The organism is Variovorax sp. H27-G14 (genome assembly GCF_046156345.1).
Taxonomy (GTDB): domain Bacteria; phylum Pseudomonadota; class Gammaproteobacteria; order Burkholderiales; family Burkholderiaceae_C; genus Variovorax.
This window is the reverse complement of record NZ_JAYLVN010000003.1, coordinates 676,271-698,170: the sequence shown is the minus strand read 5'-3', so window position 1 is coordinate 698,170 and position 21,900 is coordinate 676,271. Positions and strand designations below refer to the sequence as shown.

Annotated in this window: 19 protein-coding genes; 6 read left to right on the top strand and 13 right to left on the bottom strand. The window is 66.8% G+C overall.

Going from position 1 to position 21,900, the window contains the following annotated elements; all coding sequences use genetic code 11:
- The first annotated feature begins 56 nt into the window (after positions 1-56).
- The 4 genes from VLK31_RS12300 (at position 57) to VLK31_RS12285 (ending at position 7,709) form a co-directional block, all read left to right on the top strand.
- Positions 57-2,774, top strand: coding sequence for a GNAT family N-acetyltransferase (locus tag VLK31_RS12300; RefSeq protein ID WP_409168671.1), 2,718 nt, complete (start codon positions 57-59; stop codon positions 2,772-2,774).
- A gap of 85 nt (positions 2,775-2,859) precedes the next feature.
- Positions 2,860-3,885, top strand: coding sequence for a DUF4105 domain-containing protein (locus VLK31_RS12295; RefSeq protein ID WP_409168670.1), 1,026 nt, complete (start codon positions 2,860-2,862; stop codon positions 3,883-3,885).
- Complete coding sequence (locus VLK31_RS12290; protein ID WP_409168669.1) at positions 3,882-5,879, top strand: esterase/lipase family protein; 1,998 nt, start codon at positions 3,882-3,884, stop codon at positions 5,877-5,879. Before VLK31_RS12295 ends, VLK31_RS12290 begins: the two co-directional genes overlap by 4 nt.
- Before the next feature lie 174 nt (positions 5,880-6,053).
- Positions 6,054-7,709 carry an ankyrin repeat domain-containing protein gene (locus VLK31_RS12285; protein WP_409168668.1) on the top strand — a complete coding sequence of 552 codons (1,656 nt, stop codon included), beginning with the start codon at positions 6,054-6,056 and terminating at the stop codon, positions 7,707-7,709.
- Positions 7,710-7,844: 135 nt separating this feature from the next.
- Here the strand turns inward: VLK31_RS12285 and VLK31_RS12280 are convergent, their stop codons facing one another.
- The 12 genes from VLK31_RS12280 to mgrA all read right to left on the bottom strand — a co-directional run bounded on the left by VLK31_RS12280 (position 7,845) and on the right by mgrA (position 18,842).
- Positions 7,845-8,852, bottom strand: a complete 1,008-nt coding sequence (locus VLK31_RS12280) for an LLM class flavin-dependent oxidoreductase (RefSeq protein WP_409168667.1) — start codon at positions 8,850-8,852, stop codon at positions 7,845-7,847.
- Positions 8,849-9,805 carry an ABC transporter substrate-binding protein gene (locus VLK31_RS12275; protein WP_409168666.1) on the bottom strand — a complete coding sequence of 319 codons (957 nt, stop codon included), beginning with the start codon at positions 9,803-9,805 and terminating at the stop codon, positions 8,849-8,851. Before VLK31_RS12275 ends, VLK31_RS12280 begins: the two co-directional genes overlap by 4 nt.
- Before the next feature lie 5 nt (positions 9,806-9,810).
- Positions 9,811-10,731 (bottom strand): ABC transporter substrate-binding protein, encoded by a 921-nt coding sequence (locus tag VLK31_RS12270; protein WP_409168665.1) that lies wholly within the window; start codon positions 10,729-10,731, stop codon positions 9,811-9,813.
- A 37-nt stretch (positions 10,732-10,768) separates the two neighbouring features.
- The gene (locus tag VLK31_RS12265; RefSeq protein WP_409168664.1) at positions 10,769-12,607 is read right to left on the bottom strand and encodes an amino acid ABC transporter permease/ATP-binding protein; all 1,839 of its coding nucleotides are present in this window, start codon (positions 12,605-12,607) and stop codon (positions 10,769-10,771) included.
- Positions 12,604-13,143, bottom strand: coding sequence for a GNAT family N-acetyltransferase (locus tag VLK31_RS12260; RefSeq protein WP_409168663.1), 540 nt, complete (start codon positions 13,141-13,143; stop codon positions 12,604-12,606). The genes VLK31_RS12265 and VLK31_RS12260 overlap by 4 nt, the downstream gene beginning before the upstream one ends.
- A complete protein-coding gene (locus tag VLK31_RS12255; RefSeq protein ID WP_409168662.1) occupies positions 13,143-14,480 on the bottom strand; it encodes an LLM class flavin-dependent oxidoreductase in 1,338 nt (445 codons plus the stop codon). The genes VLK31_RS12260 and VLK31_RS12255 overlap by 1 nt, the downstream gene beginning before the upstream one ends.
- Before the next feature lie 37 nt (positions 14,481-14,517).
- Complete coding sequence (locus tag VLK31_RS12250) at positions 14,518-15,525, bottom strand: LLM class flavin-dependent oxidoreductase (protein ID WP_409168661.1); 1,008 nt, start codon at positions 15,523-15,525, stop codon at positions 14,518-14,520.
- 101 nt (positions 15,526-15,626) lie between these two features.
- Complete coding sequence (locus VLK31_RS12245; protein WP_409168660.1) at positions 15,627-16,238, bottom strand: glutathione S-transferase family protein; 612 nt, start codon at positions 16,236-16,238, stop codon at positions 15,627-15,629.
- Positions 16,235-16,675, bottom strand: coding sequence for a GNAT family N-acetyltransferase (locus VLK31_RS12240; protein ID WP_409168659.1), 441 nt, complete (start codon positions 16,673-16,675; stop codon positions 16,235-16,237). Before VLK31_RS12240 ends, VLK31_RS12245 begins: the two co-directional genes overlap by 4 nt.
- A gap of 218 nt (positions 16,676-16,893) precedes the next feature.
- On the bottom strand, positions 16,894-17,460 hold the full coding sequence (locus tag VLK31_RS12235; protein ID WP_409168658.1) for an AAA family ATPase: 567 nt from the start codon (positions 17,458-17,460) through the stop codon (positions 16,894-16,896).
- A 41-nt stretch (positions 17,461-17,501) separates the two neighbouring features.
- Positions 17,502-17,699: a hypothetical protein gene (locus VLK31_RS12230; RefSeq protein WP_409168657.1), complete on the bottom strand. Its 198-nt coding sequence runs from the start codon at positions 17,697-17,699 to the stop codon at positions 17,502-17,504.
- Between the two features lie 102 nt (positions 17,700-17,801).
- Complete coding sequence (mgrA, locus tag VLK31_RS12225; protein WP_409168656.1) at positions 17,802-18,842, bottom strand: L-glyceraldehyde 3-phosphate reductase; 1,041 nt, start codon at positions 18,840-18,842, stop codon at positions 17,802-17,804.
- A 550-nt stretch (positions 18,843-19,392) separates the two neighbouring features.
- On the opposite strand from mgrA, the gene VLK31_RS12220 reads away from it, so the two are divergent.
- Both VLK31_RS12220 and VLK31_RS12215 read left to right on the top strand, forming a co-directional pair.
- Entirely contained in the window at positions 19,393-19,866 is a 474-nt protein-coding gene (locus tag VLK31_RS12220) for a hypothetical protein (protein WP_409168655.1), read from the top strand.
- The gene (locus VLK31_RS12215; protein ID WP_409168654.1) at positions 19,867-20,295 is read left to right on the top strand and encodes a GNAT family N-acetyltransferase; all 429 of its coding nucleotides are present in this window, start codon (positions 19,867-19,869) and stop codon (positions 20,293-20,295) included.
- A 12-nt stretch (positions 20,296-20,307) separates the two neighbouring features.
- On the opposite strand, the gene VLK31_RS12210 is transcribed toward VLK31_RS12215, so the two are convergent.
- Entirely contained in the window at positions 20,308-21,804 is a 1,497-nt protein-coding gene (locus VLK31_RS12210) for an MFS transporter (protein ID WP_409168653.1), read from the bottom strand.
- Positions 21,805-21,900: the final 96 nt, after the last annotated feature.

The following is a 21,900-nucleotide window of genomic DNA, read 5'->3' as shown; positions in this document are numbered from 1 at the left end:
ATGCGGCAACGGGCACAGGCTGCACAGCCCGCGCCGAACGGTGCAGACTTGGGGGCATGGACAAGCATTTTCTGAATCCGCTTTTCGCACCGTCTTCCGTGGTGGCCTTCGTCGGCAACGCCGACGACCCAGGTGGCCAGACACCCGCGGGCCGAACCCTGCGCGAGGCCTTTCGCGCCGACCGCTTCGACGGCACCCTGCGCTTTCTGGACGTGCGCACCAAAGGCACGCTGGAAGAACTGTCGCAGACCCATGCCGACCTGGCGCTGATTGCGCTGGCGCCGCGCGACGTGGGCGCCGCGCTGGAGATTGCGGGGCGCATCGGCTGCACCGCCGCGGTGGTCATCTCCAGCGGCATCGGCGCCGAGCAGGCCGCGCAGTGGCGCAAGATTGCCAAGCGCGAAGGCGTGCACCTGCTGGGGCCCAATTCATTGGGCTTTCAGCGTCCGCTGCTGCACCTGAACGCGAGCGTTGCAGGCCCGCTGGCCAAGACCGGGCCGCTGGCGCTGGTGTCGCAGTCGGGTGCGCTCACGTCGTCGATGCTCGACTGGGCGCGCCAGAACGGCGTGGGCTTTTCGAGCGTGGTGTCGCTCGGCCCGCACACCTCGGTCGACATTGCGCAGGTGCTCGACTTTCTGGCCAACGATCAGGCCACGCACAGCATCATCGTGTACCTCGAAGGCATCGACGACGCGCGCCGCTTCATGAGCGCGCTGCGCTCGGCCTCGCATGCCAAGCCGGTGGTGGTGCTCAAGGCCGGTCGCAAACCGGCGGGCAACGAGGCCGCGCAAACGCACAGCGCGGCCATTGTGGGCAGCGACGACGTGTTCGACTCGGCCCTGCGCCGCGCGGGCGCGGTGCGGGTGCGCTCCTTCGTCGAGCTGTTCTCCGCCGCCAAGTGCCTGGCCTCGCGCTACCGCCCGGTGGGCAAGCGGCTGGCGGTGGTCACCAATGGCGGCGGCCCCGGCGTGCTGGCGGCCGACTGGATCAACGAGATCGGTCTTCACCTGGGCAAGCTCTCCGCACCCGCGCAAAAACTGCTGCTGCCCGCCCTGCCCCCGCTGGCCTCGCTGACCGACCTGATGGACCTGTCGGAAGACGCGCTGCCCGCGCACTACCGCGCCGCCATCGACGCCGCCTCGGCCGACAGCCAGGTCGACGGCGTGCTGGCCATCTTCTCGCCCAAGCCCGGTGCCGATGCCGCCGCCGTGGCCAAGGCGCTGGCCGACATTCCGCGGCCCATGAACAAGCCACTGCTGGCCTGCTGGATGGGCGATTCGTCGGTGGGCAAGGCGCGCCTGGTGCTGGCCGACGCCACCATTCCAAGCTTTCGCACGCCGGAGGCCGCGGTGGGTGCCTTCGGCAACATCGCGGCGTTCTATCAGAACCAGCAGTTGCTGCAGCAGACACCACCGCCGCTGTCGGCACTGGCCAAGCCCGACATCGAAGGCGCGCGTCTGCTGATCGAAAGCGTGCTGGCCGAGCGGCGCAAGGTGCTCACGGAAATGGAGTCGAAGACGCTGCTGTCGTCGTTCCACATTCCCATCACGCGCACGCTGCTCGCGCGCAGCGCCAACGAGGCCATGATGATCGCCACGCAGCTTGGGTTTCCGGTGGCGCTGAAGATCGACTCGCCCGACATCTCGCACAAGTCCGACGTGGAAGGCGTGGCGCTCAACGTGATGAACGGCACCGGCGCGCGCGACACCTACATCGAAATGATGGAGCGCGTGGCGCGCCTTGCGCCCGAGGCGCGCATCAACGGCGTGACGGTGCAGAAGATGGTGCGCGCGCGGCGCGGCCGCGAAATCTACGTGGGCATGGTGACCGACGAGCCCTTTGGCCCGGTCATCGTGTTCGGCGCGGGCGGCACCATGATCGAGCTGCTGAACGACCGCGCCATGGAGCTGCCGCCGCTCAACCAGTTTCTGGCGCGTCGGCTCATCGAGCGATCGCGTGTGGCCGAAACGCTGGGCGAATGGCGCGGCGCCAGCGCGGTGGACATGGAGGCGCTGGAAGACGTGTTGCTGCGCGTGTCGGAAATGGTGTGCGAGCTGCCCGAGCTGCGCGAGATGGACATCAACCCCATCATCGTGGACGAGTCCGGCGCCATCTCGGTCGATGCGCGCATCGTGGTGGCCAGCAGCACGCACGCCGTGGCAAGCAACACGGGCCACACAGGCTACGGGGGCGCCGGCAACGGCTACCAGCACCTGGCCATCATGCCGTACCCCGCGCGCTACCGGCGCGAGTGGCCGATGTCGGGTGGCGGAACATACATCGTGCGGCCGGTGCATCCGAACGACGCGCAGATGCTGCAGGCGCTGGTGCAGGGCCTGTCGCCCGAGAGCCGGTGGTTTCGCTTCGTTTCGCGCTTTCACGAGCTGCCGCCGTCGATGCTGTCGCGCTTCACGCTGATCGACTACGACCGCGAAATGGCGCTGGTGGCCGTGGTGCTGGAGCGCAGCGTGTCGCCCGATGGCACGGTGCTGGAAAGCGAACGCATCGTGGGCGTGTCGCGCTACATCACCAACCCCGACCAGACCAGCTGCGAGTTCTCGCTGGTGGTGGCCGACGAGTTCAGCGGCAAGGGCATCGGCTCGCGGCTGATGGAAAGCATCATCGACGTGGCGCGCGACAAGGGCCTGGCCGAAATCGACGGGCTGGTGCTGGCCACCAACCCTGACATGCTGAAGCTGGTGCGCCGGCTGGGGTTCACGGTGAAGGCCTTTCCTGAAGACCCGGACTTCAAGCTCGTGACCTACATGCTGTGACCCCGTCAGGCGGACGGGTTCCGTGGTGCGTCGTAAGCTCGCCGGTTACCCGACTTCACAGACGCCAGCGCCTGCCGACCTTGCCATGATCCGAACGCTCCTGCGTGTCACCGGCCGCCTTGCGGTCTCGCTCGCTGTTCTGCTGACATCCCTCTGGGCCTGCCTTGCGCTCTGGTATCAGCTGCCCGGCCCCGCACCCGTGAAGATTGGCGCCCCCGTGCTGTGGGCCGCCTTTGGCCTGGCGGCCATCGCGCTGCTGTGGCGCGGCCGTGCGGCGCGCGCCCTGCTGTCTTACGCAGTCGGCTTTGCGATGCTGCTCGGCTGGTGGGGCACCATCCTGCCGTCGCAAGACCGCGTGTGGGCCGACGACGTGGCGCGTCAGGTCACCGGCAAGGTCGAAGGCAGCGTGGTCACCATGAACAACGTGCGCAACTTCGACTGGCGCAGCGACACCGACCACACCGCGCGCTGGGAAACGCGCCGCTACGACCTCGACCGCCTGAAGTCGGTCGACGTGGCGCTCTCCTACTGGACCGGACCGGCCATCGCGCACACGCTGGTGTCCTTCGGCTTCGACGACGGCCAGTTCCTCACCTTTTCCATCGAGATCCGCAAGGAGCGCGGCGAGAGCTTCTCGTCCATCGGCGGATTTTTCAAGCAGTTCGAGACCAGCCTCATCGCCGCCGACGAGCACGACATTCTTCGCGTGCGCACCAACGTGCGTGGCGAAGACGTCTATCTGTACCGCGTGCACCTGCCGCAGCCCGAGATGCGTTCGCTGTTCCTGGCCTACCTGGACGAAGGCGCGGCCCTGGCGCGCGCGCCGAGCTTCTACAACACGCTCACCGCCAACTGCACCACCATCGTGTACGCGCTGGCCAAGCGCATCGTGCCGGGCCTGCCGATGGACTACCGCCTGCTGGCCTCCGGCTACCTGCCCGACTACCTCTACGACGTGGGCGGACTCACGCCGGGCTACAGCATGGAGGCCTTGCGCGCGGCGGGCCGCATCACCGAGCGCGCGATTGCCACCGACAAGACGCCCGGCGCCGACTTTTCTCAGGCGATTCGCCAGGGCCTGCCCGGCGTTGATGCCAAGGCCGCGCAATGAACCAGGCGCGCACCTTCTCACTGCCCGCGCTGCTGTGCGCCGCCATGCTGTTGACCGGCTGCGCGGGCGTGAAGGTCGGCTCCATCTCGCCGGCGGACTACCTCGCGCAGCGCCGGGGCGACGTGCTCACCACCGGCAAGCTCAGCACGTCGGCGCAAGAGGTGCTGCGCGTGATCGGCTCCGACGCGGAGCTGTGCGGCAAGAACGGCCCTGCCTGCCGCCAAGCACTGGCCGAGTCGCCAGGCCTCGACGACGAGCAGCGCCTGTCAGCCCTGTCGGAGGTCTGGCTGCAGGTGGCGTTGGCGGCGGACAAAGGCGGCAACACGGCAGAACCTTTGTCGTCCACCGCTGCCACCACCGCCATCGAGGCCTGGCTCGAAACCGCCCGCCACGCCTACGCCTACCTGTTCTTCACCACCCGCAAGCCGCGCGACCGCGCTTTCGAAGACCGCCAGACGCAGGTGCGCGACTACTACAACTACGCGGTGCAGCAGGCCATCACCGGCCTGTACCGCACCTACCAGCGCAGCGGCCCGTCCGAGCAAGCACGACCGCAACAGCCTGAAGTGCCGCAGGTCGGCGGCTGGCACATCGGCTCCGACGTGACGGCGCTGCGCCTGCCCGTCAACGCCGCGCTGCCCGACGAACTGATTCCCGCCGCCTCGCTCACCTTCTCCGGCCTGCGCAACACCTACCGGCGCGACGGCTTCGGCGCCGAGCTGGTGGCCGCAGCCAGCAAGCGCACGTACGAAGAACCGACTGCCCCGGCCCTGACCCCGGACTCTTCGCTTTCAGACGCAGGCAACAAGCGCCCACCTCCGCCGCCCTACCGCGAAACGCCCTTCCCCGCGCTCACCGCGCTGCTGCTGTTCGACGGCCACACGCTCGACGAAATTCTGCACACGCGCTCCGTGCGCATCGCCGCCTACGACCCGTACCGCACCGCCACCGTGCAGCTGGCCGGGCAAGAGGTGCCGCTGGCCGCCAACTTCACCTCCGGCTACGGCCTGTGGCTGGCCCGCTCCGACTTCGCGCTGCAGGCGCTGCGCAGCCTGCTGGGCAGCGCCGACGGCCTCACGCAACCGCGCATCTACCTGATGCAGCCCTACGACCCCGACCGCCGCACCATCGTCATGCTGCACGGCCTGGCCAGCAGCCCCGAGGCGTGGATCAACGTGGCCAACGAGGTGCTGGGCGACGAAACGCTGCGCCGCCACTACCAGGTGTGGCAGGTGTACTACCCGACCAACGCGCCGCTGCCGCTGAACAACCTGGCCATTCGCCAGGCGCTGGAACAGACGCTCGCGCACTTCGACCCCACGGGCAAGGCCGCGGCCTCCAACCACATCACGCTGATTGGCCACAGCATGGGTGGCGTGCTGTCGCGGCTGATGGTGTCGTCGTCGGAAGACCGGCTCTGGGAGGCCCTGCTCGACAACTACCCCATGCAGGGCGCGCAACAGCAGCGCATCGAAGCCAAGCTGTCGCCCTACCTGCGCTTCGAGCCCTTGCCGCAGGTGAGCGACGCTATCTTCATTGCCGCGCCGCACCGCGGCACGCCGTTTGCCAACAACCGCGTCTCGCGCTGGGTGGCCAACCTCATCACCCTGCCGGTGACCATGCTGGGGCAGCTCAGCGACATCTCGCGCGAGCTGATCCGCATTGCGCCCGGCAAGCAGGAGAACGGGCCGCTGCGCATTCCCAACAGCATCGACAACCTGAGCGACCGCGACCCATTCGTGCGGCTGTCTTCAGGGCTGCCGATGAACCCGCGCGTGCGCTTTCATTCGATCATCGGCAACGACACGCCGGGCCTGGCGCAGGCGCTGTCGAGCGACGGCATCGTGCCGTACGAAAGCGCGCACCTCGACGGCGCGGCCTCGGAGCTGGTGATTGCGTCGCCGCACAGCGTGCAGGAGAACCCGCTGGCCATTCTGGAGATCAGGCGCATCCTGCGCGAGCAGCTGGGTGCGCAGGCAGCGCCGGCGCGGTGAAGGTCGGCCAGTCGGCATGCTGGCCCGCATCGGCTAACATGCGGCCCGCGGTTGCAAGCCGCGCCCGGGCCCGCGGGAAGGGTTGAACCCACTTGCCTTCATCTGTTGCTGGTCAAACAGCCTTTTGTGCAGCCGTGGTTGCGGGTCCTCGGCGTCTGATGCACGGAGGTATTCATGAAGCGCATTCCCGCCCGGCCCGACATCGGCCATCTGAAAAAGCAAGCCAAGGAGCTGCTTGCTCTTTACCGCGGCAACGACCCCACCGCCTTTCAACGACTGCGCGACGCCCTGCCGGTGGCCGCGGGCAAGCCCGACGAGGCGCTCGCAGTCCTGGGTCTGCGCTTGCACGACGCACAGTCTTGTGTGGCGCGCGAATACGGCTTCGCGTCGTGGGCCGACCTGCAGGGCTTTGTACTCGCGCGCAGAGCGCAGGTGGACGACCCCGCAAAGGCCCTGCTTCACTGGCTTCGGCTGGTGTATGCGAACGACATCGCCGGTGGCCCGAACCGCGCGCGGCCCTCTGTTGCGGCCCGCCTGCTCGAAGACGACCCGGGCCTGATCGGCGAAGACCCCTGGCTGGCCTGCGCCATCGGCGATGAGGCCGCGTTGCACCGGGCCACCGTGCAAGACCCGGCTTGGGTGCACCGCGCCGGAGGGCCGCTGAACCTCCCGCCGCTCGTGGCCGTCACGCATTCCGGGCTGATGCAGTTGCCGGCCTTTCGCGAAGGCCTGCGCGCCTGCGCCAAGCTGCTGCTGAACGCCGGCGCATCGCCCGGCCAATCGGCCGGCAGCCGCTTGCCGCCCGCCTCGCTCGATGCGCCGAGCGAAACCGAACGCCTCTCCGCGCTCTACGGCGCTGCCGGCCAGAACCACGACCCGCTGCTGACCAAGCTGCTGTTGGACGCGGGCGCTGACCCCAACGACGGCGAGTCGCTCTATCACGCGCTGGACAACCCGGAATGCACGCGACTGCTGCTGCAGGCCGGCGCGCGCGTCACCGGTTCGAACGCGCTGTACCGCGTGCTCGACCTCGACCACGTCGACACGCTGCGGCTGCTGCTCGCGCACGGCGGCGACGCGAACGAAAAACCGCTGGGCGAGCCCTCGGCCGAGTGGGGTTCACCCTTGCTGTGGGCCATTCGCCGCCGCCGCTCGCCCGCGCACATCACGGCCCTGCTGGCCGCGGGCGCCGACCCGCAAGCGACCACGCGCGACGGCACGCCCGCGCTCACCGTCGCCTTGCGCTTCGGGCTGACCGAGGTGGCGCGGCTGCTGCAGGCGGCGGTTGGCAACCACGCACCGCTTCCCGCAGACGAAGCCTTCATTGCCGCCTGCGCGCGCGGCGACGAAGCCGCAGGCCGGCAACTGCTGGCGCAACACCCTGGCCTCATCGACACCCTCAGCCAAACACAGCTGCGCCTGCTGCCCGAACTCGCCGCCCAGGGCTGTGCCGATGCAGTGAAAACCATGGTCGCGCTCGGCTGGCCCATCGAAGCGCGCGGTGGCGACCTGGACGCCTCGGCGCTGAACCAGGCGGTATTCAACGGCGATGCCGCGCTCACCCGTTTTCTGCTGGAGCACGGCGCCGACTGGCGGGCGATACACGCTTACGGCGACAACGTGATCGGCACGCTGTCATGGGCTTCGCTCAACGAGCCTGTCGCGGGCGGCGACTGGGTCGGTTGCGCGCAGGCCCTGCTCGCCCACGGCATGCCCAGCGTGCGGCCGGACCCGGATAACCCTGATGGCGTGCGCATCGGTGAGCGCGGCAGCTTGTTCTCCGATGACGTGACGGACTTTCTGCTGGGTGCGTCCTTGGCAGGCAGTTAAAAAAAAGCGGGCCCGAGGGCCCGCTGAAGGTCGTCCCTCGGATGGCGCAAGCGCCATCCGATTCCGACTCACCTCGAACTCAACCTCCAGGTTCCCTGTTCGTTCTCAATGCTCTCGGCCATGTTTTCGGCCATGTCAGGGTGCACGCCACCCCAGCTCCGGCGCAATGCGCCCAGCCAGGTCGGTCAATATCTGCTCGTACGCCTCGCCGCTGAAGTTGTAGGGCAGCTCCACGCGCAGCTCCTCCACATGCGGCAGCACCGGGTCGCGCCGCAGCCGCTCCAGAATTTCGTCCGACGTGCCCACCAGGTCGTTCGCGAACAGCGTGCGCCGCTCGCCCTGCGGCGCCAGCGTGCGCTCCACCCGGCCCGCCGCGAAGGCGCGGTAGCGCTTGCGGGTGGCGGCGTCGGCGCTGTCGAGCGGCACGATCACGCGGCCCAGCGCAATGCGGCCACGGCGCGCGTCGGTCTCGCTCAGCCTGTAGCGCTCGATCAGCCCCAGTTGCGCGTTCAAGAAATCAGGCATGGTCTCGCCCGACAGCACGTTGCCCTGCAACAGGTTGAACCCGTTGCGCCCCGCCCATTCGGCCGAGCGCAACGAGCCGCCGCCGTACCACAGCCGCTCGGTCAGGCCCGGCGCATGCGGCTGCACCTGCGGGCGCACGCGCCCACCAGCAGACTCGATGAAGGTCTCGCTGTCGCCCAGCAGCGTGCCCTCCAGGTTGGCCTTGAGCCGCCCCACGCGCTGATGCGTGAAGTCGATCATGTTCGGCGCCGCGTCGTGGAAGCGGTTGCCCAGCAGCGCACCGTGCAGCGGCGCGCCCGCGCTCAGTCCCACCTGCAGCCGACCGCGCGACAGCACGTCGACCGTGGCCAGGTCTTCGGCGAGCCGGAACGGGTTTTCGTAGCCCATCTGAATCACGGCCGCACCCAGCTCGATGCCGCGCGTGCGCTGCGTTGCGGCGGCCAGGAAGGTGGCCGCCGACGACACGCCGCGCTCCAGATGGCGCTGGCGCACCCAGGCGCCGTTGAAGCCCAGCGTCTCGCCGAATTCGAAGAGCTTCAGCGCCGCCTCCAGCCCTGCGAGCGGGTCTTCTTCGGTGTAATTGCCGGGCGTGAGAAACGCGAGATGGCGGATGCTCACGGCGCAAACTTCGGCAGGCCGGGCGGGTTGGTTTCCGACCTGGGCAGCGCCTCTTCCGCGAGGCTCCAGCGCCCCAGCGCCTTGGCATAGGTGCCGTTGCGAATCAGGTTGTTGGCCGCAGTGGTCAGCGCCGCGGCCAGGCCGCTGCCCTTGCGCGTGGCAATGGCCACGTCGGACTTCAATGGCCAACCCGCGTTCACCGTGCCGACCAGGCGAATCTGCCCGTTCTTGGCAGCCTCGTAGGCCTGCGGCGCGTTGGGGTTGAAGTTGGCGTCGACCCGTTTGGTGACCACCGCCAGCGTGCGCGTCACATCGTCGTCGTAGTACTGCAAGGTGGCGGGCTTGAGCCCGGCCGCAACGTTCTGCCGGTTCCATTCGAGCAGGATGCGCTCCTGGTTGGTGCCCGCGCCGGTCGTGAGCTTCAGGCCCGCAATGTCCTTGGGCTCCTTGATCGACTTGATGGCGCTGTCGGCCTTCACATAGAAGCCGTGCAGGCCCAGCCGGTAGGTGGAAAAGTCGAACTTCTCCTTGCGTTGCTCGGTCACGCCCACGTTGGAGATCACCGCGTCGTACTTGCCCGAGCTCAGGCCCAGCGGCCAGTCGGCCCAGGCGATGGGCTGCAGCTCCAGCTTCAGGCCCAGCGCGTCGGCAACGAGCAATGCAAAGTCGGGGTCGAAGCCGACCACGGTCTTGGCGTCGGTGGCGTAGGTGGAGATGGGCGGCGCGAACGGCGCGATGCCGATGGTCAGCACGCCTGCCTTCGCAAACTTGAAGTTGGGCGCAATGGCATTGACGGCCTCGGCGTCCTTGCCGGTGCGCGGGCGGCCCTGCTGCTCGGGCGTCAGGTCGAACTTGTCTGCCGCATGCGCCGTGCCGGCCAGCAGCGCGAACGCGACAAAGCCTCGAATGAACCAGGCGGACCCGACGAGCGGTGCGTATTTGAAGAAAGCCATGGTCATCAGTTCTTCGGCAGGCCGGGCGGATTGGTGCGCGCGGTTTGAATGGCTTCGGACTCCAAGTTCCAGCGCGACAGCGCCTTGGCGTAGTTGCCGTTCTTGATCTGCGCGTTCAGCGCCAGCGTCACAGCGTCTGCAATGCCCGAGCCCTTGCGCGAGGTGACGGCAATTTCCGCGTCGAGCGGCCAACCGCCCGAGAACACGCCCGCGAGCTTCGTCTTGCCGTCGCGCGCCTCGTAGGCGGCAATGGCGTTCGGGCCCACGTAGGCATCGGCACGACCCGACCGAATGGCCAGGCGCTGCACCACGTCGTCGTCGTAGTACTGAATTTCCACCGGCTTCAGGCCGGCCGCCAGGTTCAGCTTGTTCCAGCGCAACAGAATCTGCTCCTGGTTGGTGCTGGCCGCCACGATCACCTTCAGGCCCGCGATGTCCTTCGGCTCCTTGATGGCGCCGAGCTTGCTGCCCGACTTCACATAGATGCCGATCTGGTCGTTGCGGTAGGTGGAAAAGTCGAACTTCTCCTTGCGCTCTTCCGTCACCGTGACGTTGGACACCACCACGTCGAACTTGCCCGACTGCAGGCCCAGAGGCCAGTCGGCCCAGGCGGTGGACACCAGCTCCAGCTTGCGCCCCAGGCTGTCGGCCACCAGTTGGGCGATGTCGGGCGCGTTGCCCACGGGCGTCTTGGTGTCGGTGGCATAGGCCGCGAACGGCAGGCGGCCGGTGGTCGTGCCGACAACGAGCACGCCCTCCTTCTGAAACTTGAAGTCCTTGGCGAGGCGGATGGCCTCGTCGATCTTCTGTGCGCGCGGGCGGGTGGCCTGCTCGGGGCTCAGGTCCGGCGCGGGTTGGGCCAAGGCCGCCAGCGGCACCAGCCATGCGGCAAGCAGAACGGACAGGATGTTTCGTCGATGGTTCATGAAGTGCGATGCAGTGAAAAAAGCGAAAGAAAAGAAATCAAAGAACCTTGGCCAAGAACTCGGCCGTGCGTGGATGCGCCGGCGCGTTGAACACCTTCTCCGGCGTGCCGGTTTCCAGAATGCGGCCACGCTCCATGAAGACGATGGTGTCTGCCACCTCGCGCGCAAAGCCGATCTCGTGCGTCACGATGACCAGCGTGGTGCCCGAGCGCGCCAGCTGCTTGATGACGGCCAGCACCTCGCCCACCAGCTCGGGGTCGAGCGCGGAGGTGGGCTCGTCGAACAGCAGCACCTTGGGCTTGAGCGCCAGCGCACGCGCAATGGCCACGCGCTGCTGCTGGCCACCGGAGAGCTGTCGCGGGTAGGCGTGCGTTTTGTCGGCCAGGCCCACGCGCACCAGCAGCTCGAGTGCCAGCGCCTCGGCATCGGCCCGCGAGAGGCCCCGCACAGAGACCGGCGCCTCCACGATGTTCTCCAGCACCGTGAGGTGCGGGAACAGGTTGAAGTTCTGGAACACCATGCCCACGTCGACGCGGCGCTTGAGAATGTCTTTTTCGTGCAGCTCGTAGAGCGTGTCGGCGTCGCGCCGGTACCCGATGAGCTCGCCGTCGATGGCAATGAAGCCGTCATCCACCCGCTCCAGGTGGTTGATGGTGCGCAGCAGCGTCGACTTGCCCGAGCCCGACTGCCCCAGGATCACCGTCACGCTGCCCTGGCCCACGGTGAGCGTCACGTCGTCGAGCACCTTCAGCGCGCCAAAGCTCTTAGACACGCCGTGGATGGTGACCTCGCCGCCGAGCGTGAGCGGGTCGGTCCAGCGTGGCACCTGCGCGGGGGCATCGGGAGCGGGTGCTTGCGCCGCGGGTGTGATCGCAGGAGCCTTCGCGGGCCACCAGCCACTCACGACCTTGCCGAGCCACGCGCTCGGCGGATTGCGCAGCGCACCGCGCGAAAAGTGCCGCTCCACATAGTGCTGCACCACCGACAGCACCGTCAGAATGACCAGATACCACACGGTGGCCACCATCAGCAGCGGAATCACTTCCAGGTTGCGCCGGTAGATGATCTGGATCGTGTAGAACAGCTCGGGCAGCGCCAGGATGTACAGGTTCGACGTGCCCTTGGCCAGCCCGATGATGTCGTTGAAGGCGGTCGGCAAGATGGTGCGCATCGCCTGCGGCAGCACGATGCGAAACGACTGCCTGCCGCGCGACAGGCCCAGCGCCGCCGCGGCCTCCAGCTGCCCCTGCTCCACCGACAGAATGCCGCCGCGCACGATCTCCGACGCAAAGGCCGCCTGGTTCAGCGTGAGGCCCAGCAGGGCCGCCACGAAGGGGCTGATCAGCTGCGTGGTCGGGTACGAGAAGAAGGTGACATCGGTGCCCGGAATGCCCAGCGTCACCGTCTCGTACAGGTAGCCCAGGTTGTTGATGATCAGCAGCAGCACGATCACCGGAATCGAGCGAAACAGCCAGGTGAACACCCACGACAGCCGCGCCAGCAGCGGCGAGCGCGACACCCGCGCCAAGGCCAGCCCCGTGCCGAAGAAAAAGCCCAGCACCGCGCCCAGCGCCGTCAGCAGCAGCGTGCGGCCCAGGCCTTCGAGCACCGGCTCCGCGAAGAACCATTCGGCGAACACGCCCCAACCCCAGCGCGGGTTGGTCAGCGTGGAATACAGCACGACGGCAATCACCAGCACCGCGAAGACGGTGCCCGCGGTGCGCGCCGGGTAGCGGGCCGGCACGATGCGAAAGTGCGAGTAGTCGCCCTTGGCCGGCGTGGCGCGTTCCGGTTGTTTGTGTGGCTGCGCGGGCGGCAAACGAACCGGCGCGGGCTCGCGCGGTTCGGCGCCGGCGTCTAGAACGGTGGTGTTCATCGCGTCACCGCCTCGTGCGGCTGAACATGCGCCGCGCGGTCTTGCTGGCGCCCCACCCTCAATTGCTTTTCGAACGGCAGCTTGCGCGGCGTCTCGGGGTCGGCGGCGGGCTCGAACAGCGCCGTGTAACCGTGGCCCAGGTACAGCCCCACCGCCTCGGGTTGCCGAAAACCGGTGGTCAGGCAAATGCGCTCATAGCCCTGGCGCTGTACCTGCGCCTCCAGCTCCCGCAGCACCTTGCGCGCCAGCCCCTGTCGGCGCAGGTCGCTCTGCGTCCACACGCGCTTGAGCTCCGCGGTGCGCGCGTCGCGCCGCATGAACGCGCCCCCGCCCACTGCCACCCCGTCGCGCAGCAGCAGCACGAAGTTGCCGTTCGGCGGCGCGAACAGGTGCGCTGGATAGCGGTCGATTTCTCGCGGCTCGCCGGGCTCGCGCAACACGTCGCCGTAGCGCGTGTCGTACTCGAAGGCCAGGCCGTCCAGCAACGGCTTCGCGCGCGGATCGAGCGGCGTGGTGTACACAAACTCTTCGCGCATCAGGCAGCCCTCCGCACCAAGGCTTCATTGCCTTGTGCCACATGGCGGCTGGCCTTGCGCGGCAGGCCGAGGTGGTCGCGCAGCGTGTGCCCCGGCAGCTCGCGGCTGTAGCGCCCGCGCGCCTCCAGCACCGGAATGACGAACTCGATGAAGTCGTCCAGCCCCTGCCCCAGCACCGGAAAGCCCAGGATGAAGCCGTCGGCCGCACCCTCGTCCACCCAGCGGATGATTTCGTCGGCAATGCGCTCACCGGTGCCCACGAACTGTGTGCGCGGCGTGGCCACCTCCAGCGCCACTTCGCGCAGGCTCAGGCCCTTGGCCTTCGCGTTGGCCTTGATGCGATCGGTGGTCGAACGAAAGCTGTTGCGGCCGATCTCGCCCAGCTCGGGAAAGGGTTCGTCCAGCGCGTACTGGCCAAAGTCGTGGTGGTCGAAGAAGCGGCCCAGGTAGGCCAGTGCTTCGTCCACCGTCAGCAGTTCACGAATCAGGTTGTACTTGGCCTCGGCCTCTTGCTCGGTGGCCGCGACCACGGGGCCGATGCCCGGAAAGATCTTCACGTCGTCGGCCTGGCGGCCCTGCGCCACCGCGCTGGCTTTCACCTGGCGCAGAAAGCCGCGTGTGTCTTCGAGCGAGGGCGAATGGGTGAACACCGCGTCGGCATATTTGCCCGCCAGCCCGATGCCCGCGTCGGACGACCCCGCCTGGAAGATCACCGGCTGCCCCTGCGCTGAGCGCTGAATGTTCAGCGGCCCCGCCACCTCGAAGAAGCGGCCCTTGTGGTCCAGCGTGTGCAGCTTGTCGCGGTCGAAGAACTGACCAGTCTTGCGGTTGCGCACGAAGGCGTCGTCGTCCCAGCTGTCCCACAGGCCCTGCGTGACGGCCAGGTACTCGTCGGCAATCTCGTAGCGCTGCGCATGCTCGGGGTGCGTGCGGCTGTAGTTCCTGGCGCTGCCTTCGAGCGGCGTGGTCACCACGTTCCAGCCCGCACGCCCGCCGCTGAGCAGGTCGAGCGAGGCAAACTGGCGCGCCACCGTGAAGGGGTCGCTGTAGGAGCTGGACACGGTGCCCGCCAGCCCGATCTTCGAGGTGACGGCGGCGAGCGCCGACAGAATAGAGATGGGCTCGAAGCGGTTGAGAAAGTGCGGAATCGACTTCTCGTTGATGTAGAGCCCGTCCGCCACGAACGCGAAGGCAATGCCCGCCGCCTCGGCCTTCTGCGCGGTGCGCACGAAGAACGCCAGGTTGACGCTGGCATCGGCCGGCCCGCCCGGATGCTTCCAGGAATTCATGTGGCTGCCGGCACCTTGCAGCATGACGCCGAACTTGATGTTGCTCATGACGATCGTTCTTGTGTGAGGAAAAGGAAAATCGGACTCAGGCTGCAGCCGCCTCGCACGCCTGCGCCAGCAGCTCGACCGATGCGTGGCGCGCCGCAAAGTCGGCCACCGGGATGTCGATGACGAACTCCTCGATGCCGTAGCGCGCGCTCAGCGCATCGAGTGCGTCGCGCACCTCATCGCCGGTGCCTGCAATGACATGCGGGCGGCGCTCTTCGGTGCGGTAGTCGCTCACGCCGGCCTGCCGCGCGAACTCGGCCGCGGCTTGCAGGCTTGGCAGGTTCACGCTCTGCCCGGTGGGCAGGTGCACCCGAAAACTGCGCAGCGCGCCGACGAGTTCGGCCGCCTGCGCGTGGGTGTGCGCCGCGAACGCGAACAGCGCGAGCAGCGGCGCGCGGCCGGCTCGGGCGCGGTAGGCCTCGACAGATTGTTCGAGGTTGACCGGGTCGCCATTGAAGTGCCCCGCATACACAAACTGCCAGCCCAGGCGCGCCGCCAGCACGGCGCTTTCAGGGCTGCCGCCGAGCAGCAAGCGTTGCGGCAATTGCGGCGGGTTGGGCGTGGCCACCGCGCCGGCCAGTGCGTGGCCTGCGGCCACGCCGTCGTGCAGAAAGGCATCGAGCTCTGCCAGGCGCAAGGCGAAGTCTGCGCTGCGGGTTTTGTCGGGCGCGTGCAGCCACTGCAGCGCCTTGCTGGTCAGCGGCAGGCCACCCGGCGCCTTGCCGATGCCCAGGTCCACCCGCCCTGGTGCCAGCGATGCGAGCACACGGAAAGTCTCGGCCACCTTGAACGGGCTGTAGTGCTGCAGCATGACGCCGCCCGTGCCCACGCGGATGCGCGATGTCTTGGCCAGCACATGCGAGGCCAGCACTTCGGGCGCGGAGCCTGCGTAGTTCTTGTTGCCGTGGTGTTCGGCCAACCAGTAGCGCCGGTAGCCCAGCCGCTCCGCGCTTTGCGCGAGCGCAATGGTGTGCTGGAACGCCTGTGCGGCGTCAGCGCCTTCAGGGATCAGGCTCTTGTCGAGCAAAGACAGCGAATAGGACACGGTGTGCGGCGGGACACGCTCTTGAAAGAATTGCTGCGAATTCTCTTGGGCATCGCGCGCATCGTTTGCGCTGAATTCCTCTATCGATATGTGCTGTTTGCCTATGCCCTCAAGGCATCGTCTGGATGGACCCACCCTTGCACGGACCGAAGTGAACGCAGCCAGCGTGCGACATGAGGAAATTCGTCCTCTGCAATGCCAGCCTGAGAAAGCCAGAAGAGATACGCAGAACATGAAAGGTCTGCAATGGTCGGCCCTGAGGGCAGGAGAAACTCCGTGCTGCGGAGTGCACCGTCCAGCGTGCTCAGGTCGGCAATTGCGCGTTCACGCAGATACGCAACGACTTCGGACGGCTGACGTGCCCACAGCATTGAATGGCGCAAATTGGGGATGCTGAAGCCCACGCGATTCGCCTCCCACGAAAGCCACTCGACGACCGTGGGCCACTCCGATTTTTCTCCCGCAAACGCGTTATCTCGCAGCGCGAGATGCATCAGGATCGCGTTCGACTGACAGTACGCCGTGCCGCTGTCGACGAGAACTGGCACCTCGCCAAATTTGCTTGCTGCAATGAATGCTGAGGGGCGCGCCGTTCTGGCAAGCCCGAGATCGACCCACTCGCAGGCGTGCGCAATCCCCGCCAGCAGCAGGAAGGACCGTACCTTGTACGAATGGCCGGAGCCGGCACTGCCGTAGAGCAACAGCTCTCTCATGCGAACTTTCTGTACAGGCTGACCAAGCCGCTCGATTTGTAGCCGAGGCCTTCGTAGAAGAGCCGGGCCGGTGCGGCATCTGCAGTCTGCAGGTCGGCGCCGAGAAATCCGAGCTGTTGAAGATGTGCCTCGAAAGCGAGCATCAGTTTCTTGCCTTGACCCTGGCGCTGCACTGCCGCGTGAACGCACAACTCCTTGATGTGAAAAGTCCACCCATTGACCCAACGCTCACCTTGTCCGAAGACCAGACCCATGGATTCACCTGCGTGAGTCAAGCCGAATCCATGGAAGTTCGGGCATGCGGCAAAGGCCGCCAACCGCTCTGCGACAGCTGTGTCAGACCAGCCGTCATTCCATGGAGGCGAATTGAAGACGGACCGATACAAGGGCACAAACTGGGCGATGTTCTCTGAGGACAAGGGAATTATTTTTTCCATGCGGACGATTGGTTTCTGATTTATCTACGGACAAAAGCGCAACCGCGAATTGGCCGAATGCATGGTATTTGCCGACATATCTTTTATTCATCGGCAGGGTCTGAAACTGCCGACGCTACGTATCTCCAAAGCTCCCCTATCCGCCGGAATGGTCGAGGAATTGAAAAGCAAAGGCAGCCGGCTCCGTTCATCCTGCTCGTAAGCGCTGGTGGCATTGTTTAAAAGATCCGACTACACGAAGTTCGAACCATCGCTTGGTTGCACCTGTTGCGCATGAATGACCGAGCCGGCCTGGGCGACGATGCGCTGCGCTGCGCCGCGTCGCGCGCGCTGGTGGTGGCGGTGTCGATCACAAGGCGCTGCGTGGTCCACGGCAAGTAGTCATGCTGCTGCACCGAGGCCCATGTGGGCGGCACGAGGCCCGGAACATCCACGGTTCGCTGCTCGACTCGGCGCCTGTGTTCGGCGACGTCGGAACAAACGATCTCGACCTCGACGATGCGTGACAGCCCCTCTGCAGCCACCGCACGCCAGGCCTCCCGCGTCACTGGCAAGGGGTTGACGCAATCCGCCAGCACCGACTGCCCCACCGCAAGATTGGAGCGGGCCAGTGCAAAGGCCACCACATAGCCCGAGGGCCCCACGTCACCAGCCAGAACGTCGGCCGAGCGCAGGGCCTGCTCGATGGTATCGATGCGCAGGTAAGTCGCAGGAAAAAGCGCGAGCATTTCGCGCGCAATGGTGGTCTTGCCCGTGCCGGGCAAGCCACCCAGAACGATCAGCATCCGGGTCTCCAGGTTGGGCGGTCAGCCGCCTGGGGACGAGTTCACCACGAATGCGGCAACAAGGCCAGCACCGCGGTGGCGTGCAGCCTGCGCAAGGCGCGGGTCGGCACATAGCCATGCGCTGCGCGCCGCGCCATCGCGCGGGGCGAACTTGGCGCAATGCGCCAGGCCTTGACCGTCAGGTCGAGCACATGGCGCGCCTGGGCGGCCGGGGAAAGGTAATGGGTGCGCAATGGCATGGCAATGAATCGAATGAATGCTTCACCCGATTCTGCAAAGCCCCGGCGCCTTTGACAAAGACGAATTCCAAGTTTCCTGATGCGCTTAGCGAGCCGGTGCTTTCACGCGAAATCGGTCGACGGCTTTTCCCAGAGATTGACGCCGCCTTCCACCGCGTACTTTTCGATCTCGGCCAGTTCTTCGGCGCTCAGCGGCGCGTGCGACAGCGCCGCCACGTTGTCGACGATCTGCTCCGGCCGGCTGGCACCGATGAGCGCGGAGGTCACGCGTGCATCGCGCAGCGTCCACGTGAGCGCAAGCTGCGCCAGCGTCTGGCCGCGGCGCTGCGCGATCTTGTCGAGTGCGCGGGCGCGCTCGATATTGTCCTCGGACAGGTGCTCCTGCTTGAGCGAACCGCCGCCGGGCCGGTGGATGCGTGCATCGTCCGGAATGCCCTTCAGGTACTTGTTGGTCAGCAGCCCTTGCGCCAACGGCGTGAAGGCGATCACGCCCGCGCCCAGTTCGTCGGTGGCGTTCAGCAGGTCTTTTTCGACCCAGCGGTTGAACAGGTTGTAGGCCGGTTGGTGAATCAACAGCGGCACTTTCCACTCGCGCAGCAGCGCGGCCATTTCACGCGTCTTGCCGGCCGAGTACGAAGAGATGCCGATGTACAGCGCCTTGCCCTGCTGCACGGCCTGGGCCAGTGCGGAGGCGGTTTCTTCGAGCGGCGTTTCGGGGTCGAAGCGGTGCGAATAGAAGATGTCGACGTAGTCCAGGCCCAGGCGCTGCAGGCTCTGGTCGAGGCTGGCCAGCACGTACTTGCGCGAGCCGCCGCCCTTGCCGTACGGGCCGGGCCACATGTCCCAGCCGGCCTTGCTCGAAATGATGAGCTCGTCGCGGTAGGGCTTGAAGTCTTCGCGCAGCAGGCGGCCGAAGTTGGTTTCGGCGCTGCCGTAGGGCGGGCCGTAGTTGTTGGCCAGGTCGAAGTGGTTGATGCCCAGGTCGAAGGCGGTGCGCAGCAGCTGACGTTGTGTGGCGATGGGGGTGGTGTCGCCGAAGTTGTGCCAAAGCCCGAGCGAGATGGCGGGCAGCACGAGGCCGCTGCGGCCCACGCGGCGGTAGGGAATGGCTTCGTAACGCTTGGAGTCGGCGTGGTAGGTCATGGGGGTGTCTTGTCTTGACGGTGGGCGGTGTGGATGAGAAGGGCCGCGCTTGAAGGCGAGCGGCACGCTGTCGAGAATGCACGCGCAGGCGCGCTGCTGCAAGCAAGCCCACTCGGCGCGCGTGTGCTTCAACGAAGAGGGTGACGCTATCAACTCATGGCGCGGTTCGCAAGGAACGAAAGCGTTGAAGGATATGCGGTGCCTGCCTGAGGCCGTTCGGGGTGCGTTGTTCAGGGCGGCGCTCACGCCGACGGGGTACCTTGCTCCGCGAATGTCCCCCGGCCTGCGGCCTCCTCCTTTATTTCGCTGCGCAAGGCACCCCATCGACGTGAGCGTTTTCAGAGCGGTCGTTGATCGTGCGATCACCCAGAGCGTGCCCTGGTGCACAGGGCGTCGGGTGCTCCCCGCAGCGAAATAAAGGAGGAGGGGCGAAGCCCCGGGGGACATTCGCGGAGGGGAGTACCCGGCGGCCTTTGCACGCGCCCTGAACTGCGTGCTGCAGCCAATGCAGGCCGGTAAAGTGGCACGCTTCGAGGAGAACAAGGAAACCATGGACGACCTCATCGGATTGCTCGCCGCATTGCTCTTCTGGCGCGTGGTGCTCGCCACCGTCACAGGCCTGTCAGTTGCCTTGCTGCTGGCCTGGGTCATCCCCGCGTTCAGCGGCGGACTGGTGGCGCTGGTCACATTGCTGTCGTTCGCCGCGTGCACGGTCTGGCACGCGGCTGCGACCTCGCCCGTATCGCCAGCCGGCACCAGACCGCCCGAAGAGAAACCCGTCGCCAGACCCATCGCATTCCTCGGGATCGCGGTGATGGGGGCGGCATGGGGCAGCGTGTCGCACTACCTCACCGGCTCTGCGCTGATCGCGGGGCTGCTGCTTGTCGCCGTACCGCTTGTTCTCGGCCCCGCCGCCGGCGCGCTGACCCGAAAGCCCGTTTATGTGAGCGACTTGGTGTTCGTGTCGGTGGCACTGGTCGCAGGCTTCCTCACACCCAAGCTCATCACCCTGGCCTTGACCTGAATGAACAACATCACCATCACCGCCGCCACGCCCGAAGAACTGCGCTCCGGTGAACTCGGCCGCAAGCTGCGTCACTACAACCACGGCTTCGTCGGCGAGTACCCCGAGCAGCAATACATCCGCTTGAACGCGCGGGACGACAGCGGCCGCGTGCTCGGCGGCCTGCGCGGTTTCGTGTTTCTCTACTGGCTCTGCATCGAGGTGTTGTTCGTCGAAGAGGATGTGCGCGGCACCGGCCTGGGCAGCCGCCTGCTCGCCGAAGCCGAGCGCCAAGCCATCGCGCTGGGCGCGAAGAACGCCAAGCTCGACACCTTTGAATGGCAGGCGCGTGCGTTCTACATCAAGCACGGCTACGAGGAATACGCCCGCATCGACGACTACACGCCTGGCTTCTATCTGGCGTACATGAAGAAGCCTTTTCGGTCTTAAGTGCCCGGCACCCTACTTCGCTGCAGGCTTGCTCGCCCCCACCGCGTGGCTCTCCAGCCCCTCCTTGGGCAGCAGCAACGCCAGCGCGACCACACCGATGCTCACGACCAGCATCGTCATGAAGGTCAGATGCAGCGAGCCGCCCAACGCCAGCCGGATGCCCGCGTCGGTCGCGGCCGAGCCGTGTGAGCCCTGCAGCAGCAAGCGAAGTTGATCGTCGGTGAAGGCCATGGCGCCGTCGCCACGGGTCAGCCCGAAGTTGAAGACCGCGCCGAAAAAGGTCGCGCCCAGGGCGCTGCCCAGGTTGCGCGAGAACACGTTCGACGCGGTGGCCACGCCGCGCTGCGCGACATCGACCGCCTCCTGAATAAGGATCAGCGAGGCCAGGCTCATCACGCCCATGCCCAGGCCCATGATGAAAGAGCCCACCGCCGCCAGCGCCGGCGTGCTGTTCGAAGACAGCAGCGCAAAAGCCGCCGTGCCCATGGGAATGAGCACCGCGCCAATCAGCACCATGCGCCACAGGCCGATGCGGTGGAAGGTGCGCGAAGTCAGCGTGGCGCCAATGGGCCAGCCCAGCATCACCATGGTGAGCGTCAGTCCGGCAGTGACCGACGAGCGCTGCAGCACCACCTGCACGTACATCGGCAAGAAGGTGGTGATGCCGATCAGCACCATGCCGCCCAGCATGGCCGCGCCGTTCACGGTGGCGATGATGCGCGCGCCCCACAGCTGCAGCGACACCATCGGGTCGGCGGCGCGGCGCTCCTGCATCACGAACAGCACCAGCGTGACGACGAACACCGCCGTCCACAGCGCCGCGCTTCCCATGTCGCCGATGCCGAAGTCGGTCAGCGCAATCATCAGCGCGGCAATGCCCACCGTGAACAGCACCGCGCCCGCGATGTCGATGGACGAACGCCGAACGGTGGGCGCCTCGTGCAGGTAGCGCCAGAAGCCGAACGCGGCGGCCAGGCCGATGGGCACGTTGATCCAGAAGATCCAGCCCCACTGGAGCTTCTGCACGATGAGCGCGCCGATCATCGGCCCCACCACGGCCGACACGGCCCACACGCTGGCCAGGTAGCCCTGCACCTTGCCGCGCTCGCGCGCCGGGTACAGGTCGCCCACGATGGTGAGCGCCACCGGCTGAATGGCGCCCGCGCCAATGCCCTGGATCAAGCGAAAGCAGATCATGGCCGGCATCGACCACGCAAAGCCCGCCAGCACTGAGCCGACCAGAAAGATCGCGATGCCCACGAACATGACCGGCTTGCGCCCGTACAGGTCGCTGAGCTTGCCGAACACCACCGTCATGGCGGTCTGCGCCAGCAGGAAAGACGCGAACACCCAGCTGTACAGGTGCAGCCCGCCCAGCTCGGAGGCGATCTGCGGCATCACGGTGGAGACGATGGTCGCTTCGATGGCCACCATGGCCATGGAGGCCATGATCGAGGCGATGACCAACGGACGGTTGGTTGTGGGGGTCGTGGGTGCAGTGGGCGTCATGAGCGGGCGATGCTAGCGGGGGGCGCCAGCCCTTGTCCCGGGCTCAAGCTCTCCGAGCGGGCGAGCGGGCGGGCGGCGAGCGGCGAGCGGGCGAGC

Excerpts from the sequence above, each read along its gene's own strand:
- VLK31_RS12300 (WP_409168671.1), top strand. The coding sequence starts at position 57 with ATGGACAAGCATTTTCTGAATCCGCTTTTCGCACCGTCTTCCGTGGTG.
- VLK31_RS12295 (WP_409168670.1), top strand. The coding sequence starts at position 2,860 with ATGATCCGAACGCTCCTGCGTGTCACCGGCCGCCTTGCGGTCTCGCTC.
- VLK31_RS12290 (WP_409168669.1), top strand. The coding sequence starts at position 3,882 with ATGAACCAGGCGCGCACCTTCTCACTGCCCGCGCTGCTGTGCGCCGCC.
- VLK31_RS12285 (WP_409168668.1), top strand. The coding sequence starts at position 6,054 with ATGAAGCGCATTCCCGCCCGGCCCGACATCGGCCATCTGAAAAAGCAA.
- VLK31_RS12275 (WP_409168666.1), bottom strand. The coding sequence starts at position 9,805 with ATGGCTTTCTTCAAATACGCACCGCTCGTCGGGTCCGCCTGGTTCATT.
- VLK31_RS12270 (WP_409168665.1), bottom strand. The coding sequence starts at position 10,731 with ATGAACCATCGACGAAACATCCTGTCCGTTCTGCTTGCCGCATGGCTG.
- VLK31_RS12265 (WP_409168664.1), bottom strand. The coding sequence starts at position 12,607 with ATGAACACCACCGTTCTAGACGCCGGCGCCGAACCGCGCGAGCCCGCG.
- VLK31_RS12260 (WP_409168663.1), bottom strand. The coding sequence starts at position 13,143 with ATGCGCGAAGAGTTTGTGTACACCACGCCGCTCGATCCGCGCGCGAAG.
- VLK31_RS12255 (WP_409168662.1), bottom strand. The coding sequence starts at position 14,480 with ATGAGCAACATCAAGTTCGGCGTCATGCTGCAAGGTGCCGGCAGCCAC.
- VLK31_RS12245 (WP_409168660.1), bottom strand. The coding sequence starts at position 16,238 with ATGAGAGAGCTGTTGCTCTACGGCAGTGCCGGCTCCGGCCATTCGTAC.
- VLK31_RS12240 (WP_409168659.1), bottom strand. The coding sequence starts at position 16,675 with ATGGAAAAAATAATTCCCTTGTCCTCAGAGAACATCGCCCAGTTTGTG.
- VLK31_RS12235 (WP_409168658.1), bottom strand. The coding sequence starts at position 17,460 with ATGCTGATCGTTCTGGGTGGCTTGCCCGGCACGGGCAAGACCACCATT.
- VLK31_RS12230 (WP_409168657.1), bottom strand. The coding sequence starts at position 17,699 with ATGCCATTGCGCACCCATTACCTTTCCCCGGCCGCCCAGGCGCGCCAT.
- mgrA (WP_409168656.1), bottom strand. The coding sequence starts at position 18,842 with ATGACCTACCACGCCGACTCCAAGCGTTACGAAGCCATTCCCTACCGC.
- VLK31_RS12220 (WP_409168655.1), top strand. The coding sequence starts at position 19,393 with ATGGACGACCTCATCGGATTGCTCGCCGCATTGCTCTTCTGGCGCGTG.
- VLK31_RS12215 (WP_409168654.1), top strand. The coding sequence starts at position 19,867 with ATGAACAACATCACCATCACCGCCGCCACGCCCGAAGAACTGCGCTCC.
- VLK31_RS12210 (WP_409168653.1), bottom strand. The coding sequence starts at position 21,804 with ATGACGCCCACTGCACCCACGACCCCCACAACCAACCGTCCGTTGGTC.